The following is a 19,753-nucleotide window of genomic DNA, read 5'->3' as shown; positions in this document are numbered from 1 at the left end:
ATTAAAGGTTAAGACGGCTTTAGTGCTAACTAACAAGGGTAATGTTTCAATTCCATAAGGTACAATTAAAGGTATCGGACGGTATTGTAATAGCAAAAGGCGTGTACATGTTTCAATTCCATAAGGTACAATTAAAGGATTTACAATAATGGATTATAACCCACGCCGGAAGTTCGTTTCAATTCCATAAGGTACAATTAAAGGTTTAAAGCGAATATTGTCTACGTCCTCTTCTTTTATGTTTCAATTCCATAAGGTACAATTAAAGGACAGCAAGGGAAGATGTTTTGAAGTTATAAAAGAATGGTTTCAATTCCATAAGGTACAATTAAAGGGTTTCATTTCCAAAACAAAGACTTATCGATGTTGAGTTTCAATTCCATAAGGTACAATTAAAGGTTTGAAAAGAACTACTTGTTTGGGAATCCAAAAAGATGTTTCAATTCCATAAGGTACAATTAAAGGTATTTCAGTGTACACTGCTAAAACTTTGCCAGTTGCAGTTTCAATTCCATAAGGTACAATTAAAGGGAGATCGAGCTCCTGAATTTTTGTATTTGATTAACAAGTTTCAATTCCATAAGGTACAATTAAAGGTTATTTCAGTGTACACTGCTAAAACTTTGCCAGTTGAGTTTCAATTCCATAAGGTACAATTAAAGGTAGAGGTTTATCCTACTGCTTTAAATATTGAACTAGTTTCAATTCCATAAGGTACAATTAAAGGTACGGCCTATAAGCACGTACCAGAATACAAAGGCTTGTTTCAATTCCATAAGGTACAATTAAAGGAGAGATAAACCCTCTTTCGTATGAAATGTATTCGAGTTTCAATTCCATAAGGTACAATTAAAGGATATTGCTTCTTTCTTATTACGTGCATTAACTTCTCGTTTCAATTCCATAAGGTACAATTAAAGGGATAATGATAATTGCTTTCATAATTCTGTTTTTAAGGTTTCAATTCCATAAGGTACAATTAAAGGAAGTCATCCCGGCAAAAGCTTCACATCCGCAAGGAGTTTCAATTCCATAAGGTACAATTAAAGGTATTTGCAAAGTAGATCCATAGACAATACCACAGAGTTTCAATTCCATAAGGTACAATTAAAGGATTCAATTCTCGAATCGTAGAAATAGAAACAAAATCAGTTTCAATTCCATAAGGTACAATTAAAGGCATGGTTATTCTCAAATCGACATATCTCAATAACTTTGTTTCAATTCCATAAGGTACAATTAAAGGATTCAAATAACGAATATGACAGAATAAATAAAATATGTTTCAATTCCATAAGGTACAATTAAAGGTTCAGTGAGAGCTTTTAAGAGAATAAAAACTCCTAAGTTTCAATTCCATAAGGTACAATTAAAGGAGAAGCCGCACTACGGAAAGGAATATCTAATCCGTGTTTCAATTCCATAAGGTACAATTAAAGGAAAATAGAAATAAAGTCTTTAAGTGCCCCATTTCGGGTTTCAATTCCATAAGGTACAATTAAAGGTGGTGTGATAAAAATGCTAATCCTGAACAAATAGACGTTTCAATTCCATAAGGTACAATTAAAGGGCTAATGTGATTGCGCTCGTTGACGCTATGATTGTTGGTTTCAATTCCATAAGGTACAATTAAAGGTGTTTGCCGGGCGTGGCTCCTCTTTCGTTGTGGGTAGTTTCAATTCCATAAGGTACAATTAAAGGTCCACCATTACAGAATCAAATACCGAGTTCGCAATCGTTTCAATTCCATAAGGTACAATTAAAGGTTTGATTTATCAAATCTATGTTAGCCCCCGATTTTTGTTTCAATTCCATAAGGTACAATTAAAGGGATTGTCTTCGCAAAACTTATCGAATAAGTCTTTTGGTTTCAATTCCATAAGGTACAATTAAAGGCCCAGTTTCTACGTTTTCAGCTTCCCAGTATTCGTAGTTTCAATTCCATAAGGTACAATTAAAGGAAGGGCATGCAATATTAAGATCGCTCTCCGTATTGTGTTTCAATTCCATAAGGTACAATTAAAGGAAAGGCGTGCAACTCACAAGAAGCGTATATATTTAGTTTCAATTCCATAAGGTACAATTAAAGGAACCGCTTTATACGCAATACGATACGAGAGAAGGACGTTTCAATTCCATAAGGTACAATTAAAGGAAAGCCGATGCAAACAGCCTCACTAACGAAGACTGGCGTTTCAATTCCATAAGGTACAATTAAAGGAATAGAGCCGAAGTTATCAATATAAATCAAAACTAACGTTTCAATTCCATAAGGTACAATTAAAGGGTCAGATTGCAAATCTTTTCAAATGCCGTTGTAGTTGTTTCAATTCCATAAGGTACAATTAAAGGGCGGCCTATTATTATTTAAAAGTGCCCAAAATGTTAGTTTCAATTCCATAAGGTACAATTAAAGGCGGTAACGGAAATTGTAAAAAAACTTATTGGGAGTTCGTTTCAATTCCATAAGGTACAATTAAAGGGTCAATGGCGCAACGAATAAAGGCTAACGAAGATTTGTTTCAATTCCATAAGGTACAATTAAAGGTTATTATCCCTCCAAGAACCAAGAATCCAACCATCTCGTTTCAATTCCATAAGGTACAATTAAAGGCCCGGAAAAGCTATATTGAGAGGGTATGTTTATTTATGTTTCAATTCCATAAGGTACAATTAAAGGCTTACACCTTCTTTATTTCGCCCAGAGCATTTTTAAGGTTTCAATTCCATAAGGTACAATTAAAGGATTTACTGAATTTTATTCTGAGTTTCTTGATGTATGTTTCAATTCCATAAGGTACAATTAAAGGTTGACGGTAATACATCGAACGCTACATCTATTACGAGTTTCAATTCCATAAGGTACAATTAAAGGAGTTACGGAAATTGTAAAAAAACTTATTAGGAGTTGTTTCAATTCCATAAGGTACAATTAAAGGCCTCCAAAATCAAAACAGGGAATCCCTGTATATCAATTGGTTAGCGGAAACAAAGATAGTTATTTTCTTTCTAAAAAATGTCGATCACCAGTTATATAAAAACACCTGATGATCGACATCTATTGCAAATAGCTGATTTTCAATAAGTCAAAGAGCGAGCATTGCTTATTTTGTGCGTAATGTAAGAGCATTATAGATACATTGACAACTTGCTATAAGAAAATATCTATACTACTACGCTCTTTTCCTACGATTTGCTTTTCAGTCCACCTGACGTCTCTACCTTTGAAAATGATAATGCTATCACTCTCTTCTTTCATAAATTTTTTGGCAGAAATGAGTAACTCATGCAAGCGAACTTCCGAAATCTCACCTTCAAAGACGGAGTTTTGAATCCAATTCAAATACTTGCGGCAAAGTTTCAACATTTTCGCCACACGCTTCTCTCCGAAATCGTAAACTAGAATCACATACATAGAGTTACCAATACATTTTAAATGGTTTATATTCTTCTATCTTTAGCAAATGTTTTGTCAGTTTATAGCATTCTAGTTTTATTAAATGCCGATAACTGACATTGCGTTTCAAACTACGATGCTGAATGGTTTCTTGAAGTCGATCTTCCAATGCCTTTACAAAGATCTTTTTTCCTTCTGAGTTTAACAAGCATTTGTTCATTTTCTTGTCGAAATGCTTTTCTTGAATCTCTTTTTTATTCAGCACTTTAAAGATCACACGGTCCACGATTATCGGTTTAAAAATTTCTGCCACGTCCAGTGCCAACGAATATCGTCTTTCACCAGGAGTATGCAGAAAGCTAATCGTTGGGTTGAGTTGCGTCTGATTGATAGCGCGCAAACAAAGAGTGTAACAAATCATGTTGCCAAAGGAGATCAGGGCATTCACTTCATTGCGAGGAGGTTGTTTAGAACGGTTGCCCATTTCGAAATCATTCAATATTAAGTTGAAAGCATCATAGTAAGTCTGGCGAATCATTCCTTCTACACCCATCAACTCTTCTACCGTTTTCGATTCAGGAATCTTCAAAGCAAGTAACTTCATGATCTCCATAATATCTTCCATATCTTTTCCCCTGCGATTGTAATATTGCAGATTCTTCAACATGTTGAATACAGCACCTTCAATAAACTTCTGGGCAATAATGATCCGTTTCTTTTTGTCCTGATAAGCAGCTGTTTGAGCCAAGAGCATTCTACCCGATAAAAGGCCGTCTCGAGGCATAAACGATCCAGTGTAATTTTCATAATAGTCAAAGAAGTGCACTGCGATGTCCTTCTGACCAAGGAAGTTAAACAGTGCGCTATTGGCTGTTAGTGAGCCAAAAACATAAAATTCATTGATATCTTCTACCGGTAGATAACGTGGACTTCCCTGAACCGGGTGCTCCGCTTCCGAATCGGATATGGGAGTAAACTTCAAAGTATTGTCTCGTCTCTCCAGCGAACCGGGGTTAAATAAATAGTACGTCTTCTTCATTCTTCTTCCTCCGTGCTATAACAAAAATCATAATAACTACAATTCTTACAGATGCGTTTCTTCTCTAGGAGAGGGCACTCCTCATTTTCAATGATGGCTTGTATCTCCGTTTCCATTGTCCTAATCGTTTCTCTATCAATATCAGATAGTACTATTGCATCCGTTTTCCTCAAAACCGGATACTCCAATATGCCTGTGACGCCTACAATACCATTCTTTTCGAAGACATACAGGTAATATTTCAATTGCCATTCATGCGCCCTCTCCATCTTATCTGATTTCTTTATTTCATGAATCACCTTCTTCCTTGCGTCATAGAAGTCCACCTTGATTCCATCCAATTCCACTTCTTCATATTTCGAAGAGCGTTGTGGATAAGATTCCTCGTGAATCAAATTTCCCTCATAAACAAGATCGGAGGTATGCTCCATACTTATCCCGTTAGCAAATAGCCAAAGCTTTCGTTTGCATACTTGATAATAATTGAAATGAGTGCCTGTTGTTTGCATGGCGGTTTAATTATCCTTCTTGATTTACATAATCAAAAGCTTCCATTAATTCTATCAGTTTTTGTTGAGCTTTCTCTATGGCGTCTGCGCTCTCATTTACAGTAACAATATAATTTGAGCAGGGAAGGGTTACAAATATATCTGCTCCAGCTGTTTCGTCTATAATAGGCTTTGCTTTAGGTCTTTCTCCATCGTCAATTAACTTTGCGCGAATAGACCCTGCAAGTGTATTAGCATTGTCGCTGATAGCAATAGCTAAAGTTTCCATTAAGCTAAATGTACGTGCTTGATTGGAAGTGATCCTCCAATTTAATAAAGCATTTGCTAGAGCGGGAATAATCTTTTTCTGTTCTTCTTTAGGCAATACGATACATTTACCGAAAATATTTTCACTTTCAATCCATCCTTTGGCTTTGAGCTCTTCTATTTTTTCTTTAGATAACTCAGGCTCGTGTTGATTGGTGGATACAGAAAATAAGGTTCTAAGATCTAATGCTATATCATAAACGAATAAACCACTTGTTCTTACATTATCAGGAATCCAATTTCGACGAGGAAGCGTTCTATTGTTAGTAGCTAGAAATTCTTCAATTTCTTCTTCATCTAGTAATTTTTCGCCATACCTTACATTTACGGGGTTACGATCTGGTTTATCACTGCGGTCAAAAGTTAGATTCTCTTTGTCGGTACTTGCCAGCAACGGGTGTAGTGGACGCATAGCCGAAATAGACAATGGACTTCTTCTTTTAACTGTTACTCCATCTCCGGCACGCATCCATCCACCAAGCAATTGGTCAATATAACTAGGATCGCAGGGAGACCAAGGTTCTTTATTTTCTAATTCTTTTTTCGCTGTTACATTATAGTTAAATGTAATAGGGGCCATTTGCACATTCAAATTTGATGTCAAGGCATCAAGAATAGAACGTTTAACTTGTTGTCCACTGGAGTAAGCTACGGATTTATTGAAAAGTGGGTCATAATAAGATTTCTGACCGTCTTGTACACAGAACACTGTGTGTTCAGCATGTTTAAGTACTCTAAGATAAATGTAAGGATTCATATCTGTATATTTTAAGATTGTTTATTTACTACTGCGTATTGAAATCTGATTAATGTAAGAAAGTAAGGAACATTATCAATTGGCATAGTATGTAATAATGATGCTATGTTTGAAAATAAAAGTAATGAAGCTGGATCTTGAATGCTCTTGACTATTGAAGTTAGCCCCTCAATAAATTGTTTCTTATTTACAGATACTAACAAGTTTGTTACTTCTTGACTTTTTGTCTTCTTTGCATTCTTGTCACTTGCAGAGTACATACTGAGGGTAGCCGCTATTTTTAGAGACTCATCCCATAATTGTTCATTGTTTAACATAGATAATAACCAAATTTGATATGTATTAAAACTTATTTTTTTCTCTTCATCCGTGTTGTTGTACTTCGGCAAAGTACCTCTTTCTAAACACTCTCTAAAACCCTTAGGCTCCAATGCATTTACTCCAATGGCACCCATCTGGCAGGCTTTTGTAAATCCTATTGCTGTACCAAATAGAGTCCTAACAATATCGTTTTTCGTTGAACTGAAGTACTTTCTAAATAATTCAAAAGGTGACCTTATTTTTGGCAATTCAAAAGGTATAAAGCCTATTGTTATATTTGTTTGCCCCAGACTATACACATAGGCGGTCATGGTCGAGTTCGGGTAATTGTAAGCTATTCCAATTAAGACTTCTATCCATGACTGTGTCGTAATTTCCATTCCTTCATTTTTCATCGTTGCGAATGGATCAAAGGACGCTGTTGGGTTCAATTCATCATAAGTAACCTTATTGTACCTGTGTGCCAACCATTGACCATTCCAAGTATTTATTTGGTTGCCTCTTAATAGAGGTATTTTGTTCAAAAAACCTCTATAGAAAGTCCATCCATCATATAGATCTAGCAAAATTTGTTTGTTGTCAAAAAACATAGACAAACCACTCTGCACACCAATACCAAAACCACTACCAATCCATGATAAGTAGACTTCTTCTTCCCTTAAAGGAAGTGCCATGTTCGTGATTTGTCCGGATGTTGTTGCGGTAATATCAAGTGAAGGGAAACCAATAGCAATACTGGCATCTGCCTCATTATTTGCTATTTTATCTATTAATACTTCTAATTTTAATTTACGCTCAGTTGGGGTAGGAGCAACTCCTTTCTTTATTCCTTGTACAAAAGGAGAATTTGTTACCCATTGCATATACTTTTCTTCATCAAAAAATAGATGGAAATACTTTTCTACAAAAAACTCTTTAGCAGAATAGTTACTTTTATGCTTTTCGTTGTAAGCTTCTAGAAATACTTTTCCAATATTTGCTGCTATCATAATTTATAAGTTTTATAAAAAACGTAATGTTGGGTCACTAAATTCAGGCTTCGCATAATTAATTAAAAGTCCCAAATCATTATCGTAGGCTTTACTTGGAATAATAAATGGATGTGAGCCGATTTTTGACTTATCCAATTTGTTATAACCCACAGAACGATAAGAAACAGGAATTTCCATTTTCGTTCTGTCTTCAAAGTTGCTTGCTTCATAAAGCTCTTGATCAGTTTCCTCTATGCACGTTACAGAATCGATGTCAAGAGTTTCTAAAAGGGCTGATTTGGGACGATGCCACAATTCTCTTATTTTCCACGCTCCATCATAGAAGACGGAATTCCAGTCAATATCTATGAATTGAGCCGTTGGATAAACTGAGTCGATCAATATTTGCATGTTTCTTTCTCTAATCAATTCCCCATTAGGTAATATATCAAATGTACTTTGCAATACCTCTAAGTCGTAAGGTAGCGCTTCTCCTTTTTTTGTAGGAGGTTGCAAAACATAAATAGGCTTAAAGTGCCCTATCGTCTCTTTTGTTCTTTTACGATTAATTCTGCCGAATCTTTGTATCAGAGCATCGATAGGTGCACACTCTGTTATCATGATGTCAAAGCTAATGTCAAGGCTGACTTCTACTACTTGAGTTGAAACGACAATACAGGCTTCCGTGCTTACATTGTATATATTTCGTAATTGACCTTCAAGTTGGCTACGTTGGCCTCTTTTAAATCGGCTATGCACCAACATCTTCTTTACTTCCGGATAGTCTATTGATAATCGTTCGAATAAGTCTTGAGATCTTTTCACTTGATTGCATACGAGTAGAATCTTCTGTTTACTCTCTATTGCCTGATCTATTATTTCTGTCAAAGAATCCAATGAATCTGACTTATAGACTGTATGCCTGTCGAATGTGTCCAAAATATCATTGGGTAATTGGACTTCATAAATATTTTCCTTACCTCCTAAAGCTTCCACTATACGATTATATAAAACGGTTGGCATCGTAGCTGTACCAATGTGTATGCGGCAACCTAAATCACATAATATTTCAACTATCTTTAGCACAATGGCTTGCATTGTGCCTGAATAGGTATGTATTTCGTCCAATATTACATCACATCCTTTCAGATCTACGATCATGGCTTCATATCCTTTAGTACCGAATACAAGTGAGGCCATCTGGTGTGGAGTCAAGACTTTAACGGAGGCACCAATGTGTCGCTGCAATATCTTCTCTTCAATATTACCACTTTCTATTTTAATGCTAGAGGAGGCATGGAGTAGTCGTACATCAGCGTTTGTGTTTTTCAAATCATCTTTTATTCGCTCATACATAGCATTGATGGAAGCTTGAAATGGTAGTGTGTAAAATACTCTTCCTTTGCAACGACGAATGAGAAAATCTGTTTTTCCTGCTCCAGTAGGTGCAGTCACTAATGTATGCAGTCTACTATCGTTTGTTGAGATCAGAGATAGGGGATATAGTTCGCTTTTTCTGGCGTGATAATAACTTAAATCCGGTTGAATATATAATCTGTTTGAAAATGTATCCAACTGTCCTTCAAGTGCTGAGGCTAAGTGGTCTGCTGCTATTAAAACTCCTTTCCACTGTGAATATCCGTATTTTTTTGATTCGCAATAATCTACGGCTTCATAGAAGTTCTTTTCTGCCTGTTCGCTCGTGATAGCCTCTGTTTTAAAACCCATAATCTCTAAGATTCCCAACGCATCTACGCTCCAAGAATCAAAGTCCTGCATATGTGTAGTCAGACAATCCTCATCATTCTCCAATAAATCTAAAAGTCCTTTGCCACCCGCATCTTGGTAAACTGATTTATGATGCGCAACAATCATTTCTATGATGGGTTTTCTTTCGTTCTCCGGTAATAAGGATATAAAGAATAAGGAGGCTATTTCATGCCTGAAAACAAATCCTGGCGGGCGTTGATATTTTGCATTTAAAGTCTCTTGAAAATGGGGGCTTACTTTTCCTATATCATGTAATATTGCTCCTTTACGAGCAATGCTAACATTCAATCCTAAATTGCGAGCAACAATCTCGGCTAATTGCGCTACTTCAAATAAATGCTGAATGAGGGGCGTTCCTCCATTCTTTGCACTTTTTGCTAATATGTGATTGTCATTCATCATTATAAACCTAGCACAGGCTTACCTGTTACTTCAAGCCAGCCATACATAGGCTTTGCATTATCAAACCGATTGAATCCTACTAAAAAAGATTTCTCATTCTCTTCAAAGTGTAATTCAAATCCGTTTAGATCATTAAAATCAGATTCTTCCATTCTCAATAATTCGGTGTCAGGTAGTAGAACATCTTCATTTCTGCATAAACAGATATGTTGTTTACTAGCTTTTTCAGCATCCTCTTCCGTCTCAAAGGCTAAATAAAGTTGAGGCTCAATCATTACACCTCTTTCTAATATTGAAAGGCTACGAATCATTTCTTTTGATTTCGTTTTCTTTTCCCATCCACGGGGTTGCGTCTGTTCTTGTTGAATGCTTATTGAAGAGTATTTTAATTTATGCCTAAGAATAGAGCTCACTTCCAATTTTTGTCTGATGCCTTCAACAATAGATGGGGTTAGAAACTGTTGGCTGAACGTTTTACTATCTCTTACGGCTGTCCACGGCTTAATAAACCCAAAAGGACCTGAATATCTTATTACATAATACATAATCTTTATTTTTAAAATATTGCTCCAAAACCTGATCCTGTAGAATTTCCTAAGCCCACACTCCAAATAAAATTCTTCGTAGACTCTTTTCCTTCTATTATCACAGGGCACATACTACATTTATTATCAATGTTATGAATCTTGACTTTTTTTATTTTCCTATTTAAGTAGGCTAAATCAAAAGAAAGCTTCAAGGTTTCATCAGCTGGTAAACCAGCCAATTCCATTTTGTGTTTTACTGTTTCTACTAAAAGATTATTGGCTTCCACATCGTCAAAAGTGTAAAACTTAATATTGTTCCCAACTTTTCTTTTAATAAAAATTGGGCTTGCTAATCTAAAGTGATCTACTCCTTCCAGATTGGCTGTTTCTTGAATATTGATATCAGTAACAACTAAGCCAGAGAACATTTCCGGATCATTCAATATCGTCTTAATTATTTCTTTTACATATTTGTCATCGTAAAAGCTAATAAACCATCTTGCACCTTTCTCAAATGAAAAACCGGAATTTCTCATTTTCCCATTCATTAACCAAGAGAAAGAGTATAAAGATATCAAATCATGGAGTTCATTTGCTCCTAACCATTTATGCAGAACCCCGATCATTTTTTGTTGATAATTAAACGGGACGCTCTCTGTGTTTGGCGTAGTACTTAAATAGATTCTCATAAAACGTATTTTAATGCTATATTAATCTTTTATTTTCTTACAAATCTTGACCATTCCCCATCCCAGCGACCCCTTCATCCCGATGCCACTTTCATACATGATCTTCATCAATTCTCCATTTACTTTAATCTTGAACCGACACATATAGCCTTTTACTCTTGATTCTTCAGGAGTGCCGGCTTTAAAAGTTATCAGTACAGGCTTGGGAGCATTCAGCACTTCAAAGTTAAAGTCGACTGTGCCTGCGTAGGGTTTACCGTAGAATGCTTCATACCTATTTAATAAGCTGAAAAGGAGTGACTCTTTAGAACGTTCGTCTTCAGGCGATAGATAATCTGTACGGCCATCTGAATTACGTAATGCGATGCAGATAGGAGAGAGTGTTTCAAACGTCATCTCTTCTTCAAAGTGTGGTGAAGGAAGCACTTCAATGCTCTGTACACGAAATTGTACTCTGTTTCTTTGATTACCCAACTGAAAGGTTTGATTCATGAAAACGCCTTGAATAAACTTCTCGGTTGACTCTTCGGGAAGGAAAGAAACATACCATTCTACCGTATCACTATTTATAAGGAGAAGGGCATGTTGCTTGTCGATGGTATATTGGGGGATAAATAGCCTGGAGTAGGTGAAAAGTTTGAATTGTTTAGAGTCAGCTGTAAAACCATTGTCGTGTAGCCATGTTGCATAGTCGGTATTTGCATAAGACAAGATTTTATATATAACTGCCGATTGCTCATATTGATGATTTAGCGGTAGGGCATTGCCTAAGGCGTATTTTTCGATGTTTAGTATAATTTTAAATCTCACAGGTTATTTGTCTTTTATAATTTCGCTAAAATTATAAAATAAGATTTGATTTATCATCAAATAGTGACAGGAAATATGTGTTAAATATATATTCTAACCAACTTTATATGCTTTCATCTAATTCAACCTATGTCAAGGTTCTTTGGAATTTATTATAATTTACAAACGAACTTATCTTTAGATATCATATAAGTTCACCGTGGTGAATTAACTACTTAACCGCGGTGAACTAGTTAATTCACCACGGTGAACTAGTTAGTTAACCAAACCCCTCTCAGAAGGTCTGTAGAGGGTGATCTGTAATATTTACATTTAAGCTGCAAAAATCGCTCTATCTGATCAAAGAATTGATTGCTGTAATCTCTCAATAAATTGTCCAACGTGATAACCATCCATCAATGCATGATGAACGGTAACGGATAGGGGAAGTAGCATACGCCCTTCGGCTGTGTAGTATTTGCCGACGGAAATCTTAGGCACACAATCATTGATACCAAAACTAGTGGCATGCTTCAGATCAGTGAAACTTATCCATGGCACAGACGAGAAATGAATCACATCTGTTCTCCGAGCTGCGTCATTAAAATTTAGCCCGCTGGTTTCTTTAAGAAAAGCTATTTCTGTGGTGGCACTTGCTACAAAGGTGTCTAAAGAAGGATCATACGGGAAAAAACTAAAACCAAAAGTGCCATCACTTCGTCCTACGGTAGAAGATACATGGATCACATCATAACACACCACAGCGTCCTCTTCTATTCTGTAACGAAACGGTTCGGTGGCATTGACTGCATTCATCACCTTGTGCAACAATAACAAGAAGAATGAAACACCTTCTTCTTTTGACTGTTGATTGGTTGCTGTGCAATCTACATTGACTGTTATGCCAAAGAAGGGATCATCAAACTTACTAAAGAACTCAAAATGCTCTTTTCTATTCCAATGCTCTACGTCTATTATCTGTTTCATTTCAAGATCTCTTTTAATTCTTCAAAGGAAGATGGTTTTATCATTCTTGTGTGAGCAATCTCTTCAATCTTTTCATGCTGCCAGACGGTATGAAAAGGGATGTAGGCACCATATCCACCGATATTAAGCACCGGTTGTATATCTGATTTCAGAGAATTGCCAATCATTAAAAACTCATTGGGCATAACCTCTAGTTTTGAGAGCAGTTTCATGTAGTCATCTTCTGTCTTATCACTCATAATTTCTACATGGCTGAAATACTCTTCCAAGCCCGATCGCTTTAACTTACTCTGCTGATCGAGTAGATCTCCTTTTGTGGCCATAATCACTTCAAACTTACCATTCAAGGATTTAAGGAGTGGCTCTACACCATCGAGCAACTGGATAGGGATAGTCAGTAATGATTTACCCATTTCAATGATTTGAGCAATTTTATCAGTAGGTATGGTGTTCTTGCTTATTCTTAAAGCTGTCTCTAGCAATGAAAGTGTAAAACCTTTGGCACCATATCCATAGATTTCAAGGTTCTGCATTTCTGTACGAAACAGCTCTTTAGATATTTCCTTGTGTGTGTTGTACTCTTGCAGCAGTTCGCAAAAGTTTTTTTCTATTTCTTGAAAGAAGGGCTCATTCACCCACAGTGTGTCGTCAGCATCGAATGCAATGACTTTAATTCCATCTAGCATGATTATAAATTTATCTTTAAAAGCTTTTGCTTCATACTTAAGATGCAAATATAGTGAATTATTTGTAGTGGTTTTATCCTTTTTATATAACTTGCCAACGTTTATCAATTAAGTAGATCGGGCAATATAAAGGAAATTAAACAAGCATGATAGATCAGGAAAAATATATTATTGCATTAAGAAAGAAACTTGAATCGTATTCACCGATCAGCCAAGAATCATGGATGCTATTAGAATCAATATTAAGATTTCAGACTTTAGAGAGAAACGAATTTTTAGTTAGAAATGGGGATTATTCTAAAAGCCTGCATTTTGTTTGCGAAGGAGCACTTAGGGCCTATTTCACAGATAGTACCGGGAATGTGTACACTAAAAATCTTTTTCTTGAAAATGATCTTGCAGGATCTGTAGTATCTTCCATTCTTGAGAGGCCGTCCGAGTTTACGCTTGAGGCTTTAGAATATACGGTTTTAATTTCATTTAATTATAAGAAATTTCGTCAACTAGCTAATCAATGTATGGATATAAAAGACTTCTATATTGCATACCTTGAAAAAAACTGGGTAATTGAAAAGGAGCCAATTGAGGTTTCTCTAGTAATAGAGAATGCAACTGAGAGATATTTAAAGCTCCGTTTAGCTCATCCTAATATTGACAAAAGAATATCTCAACAACACATTGCTTCTCACTTGGGAATTACTCCCACTCAGTTAAGTAGAATCAGAAAAAGTTTAAAAGATAATACCTAAACCAATAGATGTAAATGTGGCTAAGATATTAGTGTTTCTTTGTCTGGCCATTAAAAAAGTCTTCCAGTTTGTGTGTCCCATATTGAGGCGCTTGCATGTCCATAACCATGGTTGTCATAAAGAATTCAATGGGACCATAAGTCTTCGAGCTGGTAAATGTTCTAGCCATCCAAAGTACGGATTTTCTAATCCAATCTGACAAATGTATAATCTTTGCTGGCTTCGAATAAGCTTTAAAGGCCAGTTCTGCAATCGCATTCTGAGATAACAAATCAGGGCCGCCTACATTTATTTCCTTCTTATCCGAATTAATAGCATCAATACATACTTGTGCTAAATCTTCTCCATGGATAGGGTTTAGGATTAGCTTGCCATCGCCAAAGAGGTAAACAGTACCGCTCTTAGCCATTTTGAGGAAATCACCCATGTCCGAAAAGAACCCATTAGGGCGAATGATACAATAGTCGAGTCCCGATGCTTTGAGATAGTCAACCAATTTTTCCTTTGCTTCGCAGATTTTCAACCCACGCAACTTGTCGCCATTCAAAACCGAGACGTAGATAAACTTCTTTACCCCGCTTGCCTTAGCCTCATTGATTAAATTTACGTTTGCCTGATAATCAACATCCATATAAGTCAGCCCATCTTTTTGACGGGTAATGCCCACGCTGCTGATAACCACATCAACCCCGTCGAACAGATGCGTGAGAGTCTCTGCCTTCGTCACTTCTGCTTCAACGACTTCAATGTTCGGATCGTTCGATTTTACCTTGTATCTGTTGCGGACAATGATTTTTGTATTGAAATCTTCCAAGGATGCTAATTCTTGCGTGATATATCCTCCAAGATAGCCGGTTGCCCCTGCCACTAAAACCTTTTGCTTACTCATAATTAATTCTTTTTGTTTTTGTACAAAGATAAATCTATTGAATCTTATTACTCTTGACGATCGTCAAGAATCCTTTTTGGTAAAGACCCTTTTCTTTATTCTGCTCAAAGTTTCGGGCGAGACGCCTAAAAAAGAGGCAATATATTGTTGCGGTACCCGTTGAAACAATTCGCCGTTTGTTTCCAATAGTTCAACATATCTTTCTTCGGCCGACTTTGTAACAAAGGAAGCGATTATGTTCTGGCAAACGATCAGTTCATTCTCCACTGCAATACGGGCAATTAGTTCAAACGTAGAAGAAATCTCTAATAATTTATCAATACTCGGTTTACTAAATACATAGAGCTCAGTTCCTTCTATTGCCTGGTAACTCTCTTTAGCGGGAACATGGAAGGTGAAGCTCTCTCCGGCACAGATGAACTGTCCTTCGGTATAGAAGAAGGCAGTTCGATCTCTCCCTTCCACATTGTAAAACAAGCGTACACAACCTTTTGTTACAAAATAGATTTCATTTGAAACTTTACCTTCTGTGAAAATGATTTCATTCTTTTCGAAGTGTTGCTTTTTGACGAAACGTTCAAGGGCAGCCACTTCGCTGTCATTCAAAGAGGTATAGTGTGCTATATATTCTACTAAATTTTCTACCATTCTCCTTTTTCGTTAGAATATTCTTTAAGCGAATGTATCCTTTTTGAACTTGGTATCCAAACAGTTTATAGATTTTCTCCTAATATTTATTGCTCTAGTCTGTTTTTAATTATCTCCTAAATCAACATATGTAAATGTGGGTATAATTTCTATTGCATACATTTGCAGCATGGATAAAAAAATCGTAAATAATTTATATGAGTTTTGGACTTATATAGGTGAAACAATGGGATTGTTAATTGATACAGAAGACTACAAGGCTGTATCTGTTTTAAACTCGGATTGGCCCAAGCGAGTATTTGCTATTGCGGACAAAGCCGGTTTGATTGCTGAGATTATAAAATTGAGTGGCATTGGAGTTCTGCCGGACAGGATTACAATTCTCAGTCCGAATGAGTTAAAGGGTAATCCAAATTTGGAAATCTCTTTATCGCAGAAGAATATGGCGATTGATTTGAAAACCGTAGATGGTACTTTTGATTTAGATGAGAATATCTCTCAGGTTAGATCAAAAGCCGATGCTTTGAATTTTGCTAATACGGCAACAATATCATTCGGATATAAAGTCGATGCTGAGATCGTTTTCCAAATAAGTCAGGATGCTTCAAAAGTACGTATGTTTAATTATAGGAAGAATGAGGAATACTTGGGCTGTGGCTTGATTTATTTTGATTCTCTTGGTAATGCAGGTCTGCACATGATTGGGACAGTTCCAAATGGCAGAGGTCTTGGAATAGGAACACGGATGACTAAAAAACTTTTGTCGGAAGCGGTTAATAGTAAGAAAGAACTTGCTGTTCTTATGGCTTCTGCTATGGGGGAGCCAATCTATAACAAACTGGGATTCGTTGGATATGGAAAACTGGAAACCTATAAAATTAAAACAAAATGAGAATACTGCTAATTACTTTATCTGTTTTATGCATAGGCTTTCAAAGCTTAGCTCAACAGGTTGATACATTAAATATATATAGTCCTTCAATGCACAAATGTGTCAAGACATTGGTGGTTCACCCATCATTGAAGACAGAAAAAAGATTATCGACAGTTTATGTTTTACATGGTTACAGTGGCTATCCGGAAAGAACATTGATTCAAGATATTCCTGCTTTATTATCACTTAGTGAAGAAATGAATATGCTCTTTGTTTTGCCTGATGGGAATTATGATAGTTGGTATATTGACAGTGAAATTGAAAATTCAAAATATGAAACATTTATTGCTGATGAGTTAGTTAAGTACATTCAACAGAATTATGCTTCTGACCAATTAAAGACTGCAATTATGGGCTGGAGTATGGGTGGACATGGTGCCTTATATATTGGAGCCAGACATCAAGACATTTTTAAAGCTATTGGAAGTATATGTGCTGCTGTAGACTTTACCTCTTACGGGAAAAATTATGGCGTGCCCAAATTACTTGGAACGAATAGTGAGGATTGGAGTCATTACACGGCTATGTCTCAAATAGGAAAACTAAAGATATCAAAACAGAGAATTCTTATTAGCTGCGGAGTCGATGATCTATTTATTGAGCAAAACAGAGAATTGCATCGACAGCTAATAGCATTAAACATACCGCATATTTATGAAGAGAGACCGGGTGAACATAATGCTGCATATTGGTCTAAAGTAGCAATTACTCAATTGTTTCATTTAAATCAATTCTTTTCGCATAACGAATAATCTAAAGAACCTTTTATCTGTTGGGACAGTAGCAACAAATTATGCGAGACTAATCATTAATATATAAGCTGCTTTGTTTTTTTTGCTAATTTTGTTGCTTCAAATCAATCTAGAAGCGAATGATCCCAAATAGAAGATTACACCCCGTCATGTTTGCCGGAACAGGTAGCGATGTGGGCAAAAGCATTATTGCTGCTGCCTTCTGCCGTATTTTTCGTCAGGATGGTTATCATCCGGCTCCGTTCAAGGCGCAGAATATGGCTTTAAACTCGTATGCTACTCCGGAAGGATTGGAGATAGGGCGGGCACAGGCGGTACAGGCTGAAGCAGCGGGGATTGAGTGCCGGACAGATATGAATCCGTTATTATTAAAACCGTCATCAGATCATACTTCTCAGGTGGTGTTGCATGGTAAACCGATTGGTAACCAGAGCGCTTATGAGTATTTTCGGAAAGAGGGACGGGAAGAACTACGAAAGGAGGTTTGCGGAGCTTTCGACCGACTGTCTCAAGACTATAATCCCATCGTAATGGAGGGGGCAGGGAGCATCTCGGAAATAAATTTGCGTGATAGTGATCTGGTCAATCTCCCTATGGCGATACATGCCGGAGCAGATGTGATTTTGGTAGCGGACATTGACCGTGGGGGAGTCTTTGCTAGTGTGTATGGTTCTATCATGCTACAACGTGAGGAAGAAAAAAAACATATCAAAGGAATTCTTATCAATAAGTTCAGGGGAGATATTCGATTGTTTGAACCGGGAATAAAGATGCTCGAAGAGTTGTGTAATATTCCTGTAGTTGGGGTAGTACCTTATTATAAAGATATTCACATTGAAGAGGAAGACTCTGTTGCATTGCAGACAAAGAGCATGCAGGCTGAGCAAGGTAAGGTGAATGTGGCGGTGGTGTTACTACGCCATCTGTCTAACTTTACCGATTTCAATGTGTTGGAACGGGATCTTCGGGTGCATCTGTTTTATACCAATAACACGGATGAGATTATGAAAGCTGATATCATTCTGATTCCCGGTAGTAAAAGCACGTTGGCCGACTTGTATGAGTTGCGCCGCAATGGGGCAGCTCAGGCTATCGTAAGGGCACACCGCGAAGGTGCTACGGTGATGGGTATCTGCGGAGGGTATCAGATAATGGGACAGGAGGTGTGCGATCCGGAACATGTGGAAGGTGACATAGAACGACTTCCGGGTTTGGGACTGTTGCCTGTTTCTACCAGTATGCATGGAGAGAAGGTGACGAAACAGGTAGAGTTTACTTTCAAGGACGGGAGCGACATTTGCCGGGGATATGAGATTCATATGGGTTTTACTTCTGTAGTGAAGGGTGAACAAATATCACCTCTGAACTTTCTTTCGGATGGAAGGACGGATGGCTATTATATGAATTCGACATGCATGGGCACTTACATTCATGGTATACTCGATAATGGTGCTTTCATCGATTTCTTATTGCAACCTTTTGCTTCTAAAATGGAAAAATCGGCTTTTGATTATCAGGCATTTAAAGAAGAACAATATGATAAGTTGGCCGACCACGTACGCAAGTATGTCAACCTGCCGCTTATTTATCAAATAATGCAAGGAAATGATTAACGGGCACGGCGATGATTCGTTCAGCTATGAACGGGAGATTGTGAGCAATTTCAGTTCGAACACTTATTATGGGATCGATTTATCGGGCCTAAAGACTTACTTATTCCATCGGTTGGGGGTTATTTCTTCGTATCCGGAGCCGGAGCCACGCTCTTTGGAAGCTTTGTTGGCAAAGATTTACGATTTGCAAGCTGATGAAGTTTGTGTTACTAACGGTGCTACGGAGGCCATCTATCTCATCGCACAAGCTTTTTCCGGTTGCCGATCGGGAATACGGATGCCTACATTTAGCGAATATGCCGACGCATGTAGAATGCACAGCCACCGCATTTCCTCTCTTTATGAGTTGGAGCAATGGGATGACACTTTGCAATTGATATGGTTGTGTAATCCTAACAATCCTACAGGAGAGGTGCACAACAAAGAGAAGCTATCGAAGTTGATTCTGCAACATCCTCAGGTTTGTTTCGTCATAGATCAATCGTATGAGGATTTTACTCTTCAACCACTCTTCACTGCTGCCGAAGCTGTGGCTTTTCCAAATGTGATTTTGCTGCACTCCATGACCAAACGTTTCTCCATACCCGGACTGAGATTGGGGTATATCACTGCTTCGGCCGATTTTCTGGCCAATATCAAAGCACAACGTATGCCTTGGTCTGTGAATGCTTTGGCAATAGAGGCGGGTAGTTATCTGTTGCAACACGATACTGAGCATGCAATGGATATTTCTGCTTATCTGACCGAGACAGCACGGCTTGCTACAGCACTCAGTTCACTGGGCTGTCTCGATGTATGGCCTACCCATACGCATTATATGTTGGTTCGGCTTCGCATAGGCAAAGCTGCTGCACTGAAAGATTATCTGGCCAACGAGCATGGAATATTGATACGTGATGCTTCAAACTTTGAAGGATTGAATGATGGCTTTTTCCGTATTGCCGCGCAAACACCGGAGGAGAATGATGCATTGGTCAGAGCTATTGAACAATGGTTTGCGGTGATCGTTTGATAAATG

The 19,753-nt window shown here is 37.3% G+C and carries 18 protein-coding genes and 1 CRISPR repeat array (1 of these 19 running past the window's edge); of the genes, 5 read left to right on the top strand and 13 right to left on the bottom strand.

Annotation, left to right across the window (positions count from 1 at the left end; genetic code table 11):
- A CRISPR array of direct repeats spans positions 1-2,939; the repeat unit is 29 nt; unit sequence GTTTCAATTCCATAAGGTACAATTAAAGG (it extends 603 nt beyond the left edge of the window).
- A 212-nt stretch (positions 2,940-3,151) separates the two neighbouring features.
- The 11 genes from cas2 to BQ5338_RS10665 form a co-directional block, all read right to left on the bottom strand.
- Positions 3,152-3,415 carry a CRISPR-associated endonuclease Cas2 gene (gene cas2, locus BQ5338_RS10715; protein ID WP_071146763.1) on the bottom strand — a complete coding sequence of 88 codons (264 nt, stop codon included), beginning with the start codon at positions 3,413-3,415 and terminating at the stop codon, positions 3,152-3,154.
- Between the two features lie 4 nt (positions 3,416-3,419).
- The gene (gene cas1b / locus BQ5338_RS10710) at positions 3,420-4,436 is read right to left on the bottom strand and encodes a type I-B CRISPR-associated endonuclease Cas1b (protein WP_071146762.1); all 1,017 of its coding nucleotides are present in this window, start codon (positions 4,434-4,436) and stop codon (positions 3,420-3,422) included.
- Positions 4,433-4,945, bottom strand: coding sequence for a CRISPR-associated protein Cas4 (cas4, locus tag BQ5338_RS10705; RefSeq protein ID WP_071146761.1), 513 nt, complete (start codon positions 4,943-4,945; stop codon positions 4,433-4,435). The genes cas1b and cas4 overlap by 4 nt, the downstream gene beginning before the upstream one ends.
- A 10-nt stretch (positions 4,946-4,955) precedes the next feature.
- Complete coding sequence (locus tag BQ5338_RS10700) at positions 4,956-6,008, bottom strand: CRISPR-associated protein Cas7 (RefSeq protein ID WP_071146760.1); 1,053 nt, start codon at positions 6,006-6,008, stop codon at positions 4,956-4,958.
- 11 nt (positions 6,009-6,019) lie between these two features.
- Positions 6,020-7,318, bottom strand: a complete 1,299-nt coding sequence (locus tag BQ5338_RS10695; RefSeq protein WP_071146759.1) for a hypothetical protein — start codon at positions 7,316-7,318, stop codon at positions 6,020-6,022.
- A 12-nt stretch (positions 7,319-7,330) separates the two neighbouring features.
- On the bottom strand, positions 7,331-9,472 hold the full coding sequence (locus BQ5338_RS10690) for a CRISPR-associated helicase/endonuclease Cas3 (protein ID WP_071146758.1): 2,142 nt from the start codon (positions 9,470-9,472) through the stop codon (positions 7,331-7,333).
- Positions 9,472-10,020, bottom strand: a complete 549-nt coding sequence (locus BQ5338_RS10685) for a hypothetical protein (RefSeq protein ID WP_071146898.1) — start codon at positions 10,018-10,020, stop codon at positions 9,472-9,474. The genes BQ5338_RS10690 and BQ5338_RS10685 overlap by 1 nt, the downstream gene beginning before the upstream one ends.
- A gap of 8 nt (positions 10,021-10,028) precedes the next feature.
- Positions 10,029-10,688, bottom strand: a complete 660-nt coding sequence (gene cas6, locus BQ5338_RS10680) for a CRISPR-associated endoribonuclease Cas6 (protein ID WP_071146757.1) — start codon at positions 10,686-10,688, stop codon at positions 10,029-10,031.
- 21 nt (positions 10,689-10,709) lie between these two features.
- Positions 10,710-11,498, bottom strand: a complete 789-nt coding sequence (gene cas6, locus BQ5338_RS10675) for a CRISPR-associated endoribonuclease Cas6 (protein WP_071146756.1) — start codon at positions 11,496-11,498, stop codon at positions 10,710-10,712.
- Positions 11,499-11,837: 339 nt separating this feature from the next.
- Complete coding sequence (locus BQ5338_RS10670) at positions 11,838-12,464, bottom strand: chloramphenicol acetyltransferase (RefSeq protein WP_071146755.1); 627 nt, start codon at positions 12,462-12,464, stop codon at positions 11,838-11,840.
- A complete protein-coding gene (locus BQ5338_RS10665) occupies positions 12,461-13,150 on the bottom strand; it encodes an HAD family hydrolase (RefSeq protein WP_071146897.1) in 690 nt (229 codons plus the stop codon). Before BQ5338_RS10665 ends, BQ5338_RS10670 begins: the two co-directional genes overlap by 4 nt.
- A 146-nt stretch (positions 13,151-13,296) precedes the next feature.
- On the opposite strand from BQ5338_RS10665, the gene BQ5338_RS10660 reads away from it, so the two are divergent.
- Entirely contained in the window at positions 13,297-13,899 is a 603-nt protein-coding gene (locus BQ5338_RS10660) for a Crp/Fnr family transcriptional regulator (RefSeq protein ID WP_071146754.1), read from the top strand.
- 28 nt (positions 13,900-13,927) lie between these two features.
- Here the strand turns inward: BQ5338_RS10660 and BQ5338_RS10655 are convergent, their stop codons facing one another.
- Together BQ5338_RS10655 and BQ5338_RS10650 are read right to left on the bottom strand one after the other, a co-directional pair.
- The gene (locus BQ5338_RS10655; protein WP_071146753.1) at positions 13,928-14,788 is read right to left on the bottom strand and encodes an SDR family oxidoreductase; all 861 of its coding nucleotides are present in this window, start codon (positions 14,786-14,788) and stop codon (positions 13,928-13,930) included.
- A 63-nt stretch (positions 14,789-14,851) separates the two neighbouring features.
- Positions 14,852-15,436 (bottom strand): Crp/Fnr family transcriptional regulator, encoded by a 585-nt coding sequence (locus BQ5338_RS10650; protein ID WP_071146752.1) that lies wholly within the window; start codon positions 15,434-15,436, stop codon positions 14,852-14,854.
- 169 nt (positions 15,437-15,605) lie between these two features.
- On the opposite strand from BQ5338_RS10650, the gene BQ5338_RS10645 reads away from it, so the two are divergent.
- From BQ5338_RS10645 to BQ5338_RS10630, 4 genes are all read left to right on the top strand, one after another.
- The gene (locus tag BQ5338_RS10645; protein WP_071146751.1) at positions 15,606-16,328 is read left to right on the top strand and encodes a GNAT family N-acetyltransferase; all 723 of its coding nucleotides are present in this window, start codon (positions 15,606-15,608) and stop codon (positions 16,326-16,328) included.
- Positions 16,325-17,122: an alpha/beta hydrolase gene (locus BQ5338_RS10640; protein ID WP_071146750.1), complete on the top strand. Its 798-nt coding sequence runs from the start codon at positions 16,325-16,327 to the stop codon at positions 17,120-17,122. Before BQ5338_RS10645 ends, BQ5338_RS10640 begins: the two co-directional genes overlap by 4 nt.
- Before the next feature lie 119 nt (positions 17,123-17,241).
- The gene (locus tag BQ5338_RS10635) at positions 17,242-18,735 is read left to right on the top strand and encodes a cobyric acid synthase (protein ID WP_071146749.1); all 1,494 of its coding nucleotides are present in this window, start codon (positions 17,242-17,244) and stop codon (positions 18,733-18,735) included.
- Positions 18,728-19,747, top strand: coding sequence for a threonine-phosphate decarboxylase (locus BQ5338_RS10630; protein WP_071146748.1), 1,020 nt, complete (start codon positions 18,728-18,730; stop codon positions 19,745-19,747). The genes BQ5338_RS10635 and BQ5338_RS10630 overlap by 8 nt, the downstream gene beginning before the upstream one ends.
- Positions 19,748-19,753 lie beyond the last annotated feature (6 nt).

This window comes from Bacteroides ihuae (genome assembly GCF_900104585.1).
In the GTDB taxonomy this organism is placed as follows: Bacteria; Bacteroidota; Bacteroidia; order Bacteroidales; family Bacteroidaceae; genus Bacteroides; species Bacteroides ihuae.
This window is presented reverse-complemented; position numbering and strand designations above follow the sequence as displayed.

Bases quoted from the DNA above. Each gene is read 5' to 3' on its own strand.
- cas2 (WP_071146763.1), bottom strand. From the start codon at position 3,415: ATGTATGTGATTCTAGTTTACGATTTCGGAGAGAAGCGTGTGGCGAAA.
- BQ5338_RS10640 (WP_071146750.1), top strand. From the start codon at position 16,325: ATGAGAATACTGCTAATTACTTTATCTGTTTTATGCATAGGCTTTCAA.
- cas4 (WP_071146761.1), bottom strand. From the start codon at position 4,945: ATGCAAACAACAGGCACTCATTTCAATTATTATCAAGTATGCAAACGA.
- BQ5338_RS10695 (WP_071146759.1), bottom strand. From the start codon at position 7,318: ATGATAGCAGCAAATATTGGAAAAGTATTTCTAGAAGCTTACAACGAA.
- BQ5338_RS10630 (WP_071146748.1), top strand. From the start codon at position 18,728: ATGATTAACGGGCACGGCGATGATTCGTTCAGCTATGAACGGGAGATT.
- BQ5338_RS10670 (WP_071146755.1), bottom strand. From the start codon at position 12,464: ATGAAACAGATAATAGACGTAGAGCATTGGAATAGAAAAGAGCATTTT.
- BQ5338_RS10660 (WP_071146754.1), top strand. From the start codon at position 13,297: ATGATAGATCAGGAAAAATATATTATTGCATTAAGAAAGAAACTTGAA.
- BQ5338_RS10655 (WP_071146753.1), bottom strand. From the start codon at position 14,788: ATGAGTAAGCAAAAGGTTTTAGTGGCAGGGGCAACCGGCTATCTTGGA.
- BQ5338_RS10650 (WP_071146752.1), bottom strand. From the start codon at position 15,436: ATGGTAGAAAATTTAGTAGAATATATAGCACACTATACCTCTTTGAAT.
- cas6 (WP_071146757.1), bottom strand. From the start codon at position 10,688: ATGAGAATCTATTTAAGTACTACGCCAAACACAGAGAGCGTCCCGTTT.
- cas1b (WP_071146762.1), bottom strand. From the start codon at position 4,436: ATGAAGAAGACGTACTATTTATTTAACCCCGGTTCGCTGGAGAGACGA.
- BQ5338_RS10645 (WP_071146751.1), top strand. From the start codon at position 15,606: ATGGATAAAAAAATCGTAAATAATTTATATGAGTTTTGGACTTATATA.
- BQ5338_RS10665 (WP_071146897.1), bottom strand. From the start codon at position 13,150: ATGCTAGATGGAATTAAAGTCATTGCATTCGATGCTGACGACACACTG.
- BQ5338_RS10700 (WP_071146760.1), bottom strand. From the start codon at position 6,008: ATGAATCCTTACATTTATCTTAGAGTACTTAAACATGCTGAACACACA.
- BQ5338_RS10690 (WP_071146758.1), bottom strand. From the start codon at position 9,472: ATGATGAATGACAATCACATATTAGCAAAAAGTGCAAAGAATGGAGGA.
- BQ5338_RS10635 (WP_071146749.1), top strand. From the start codon at position 17,242: ATGATCCCAAATAGAAGATTACACCCCGTCATGTTTGCCGGAACAGGT.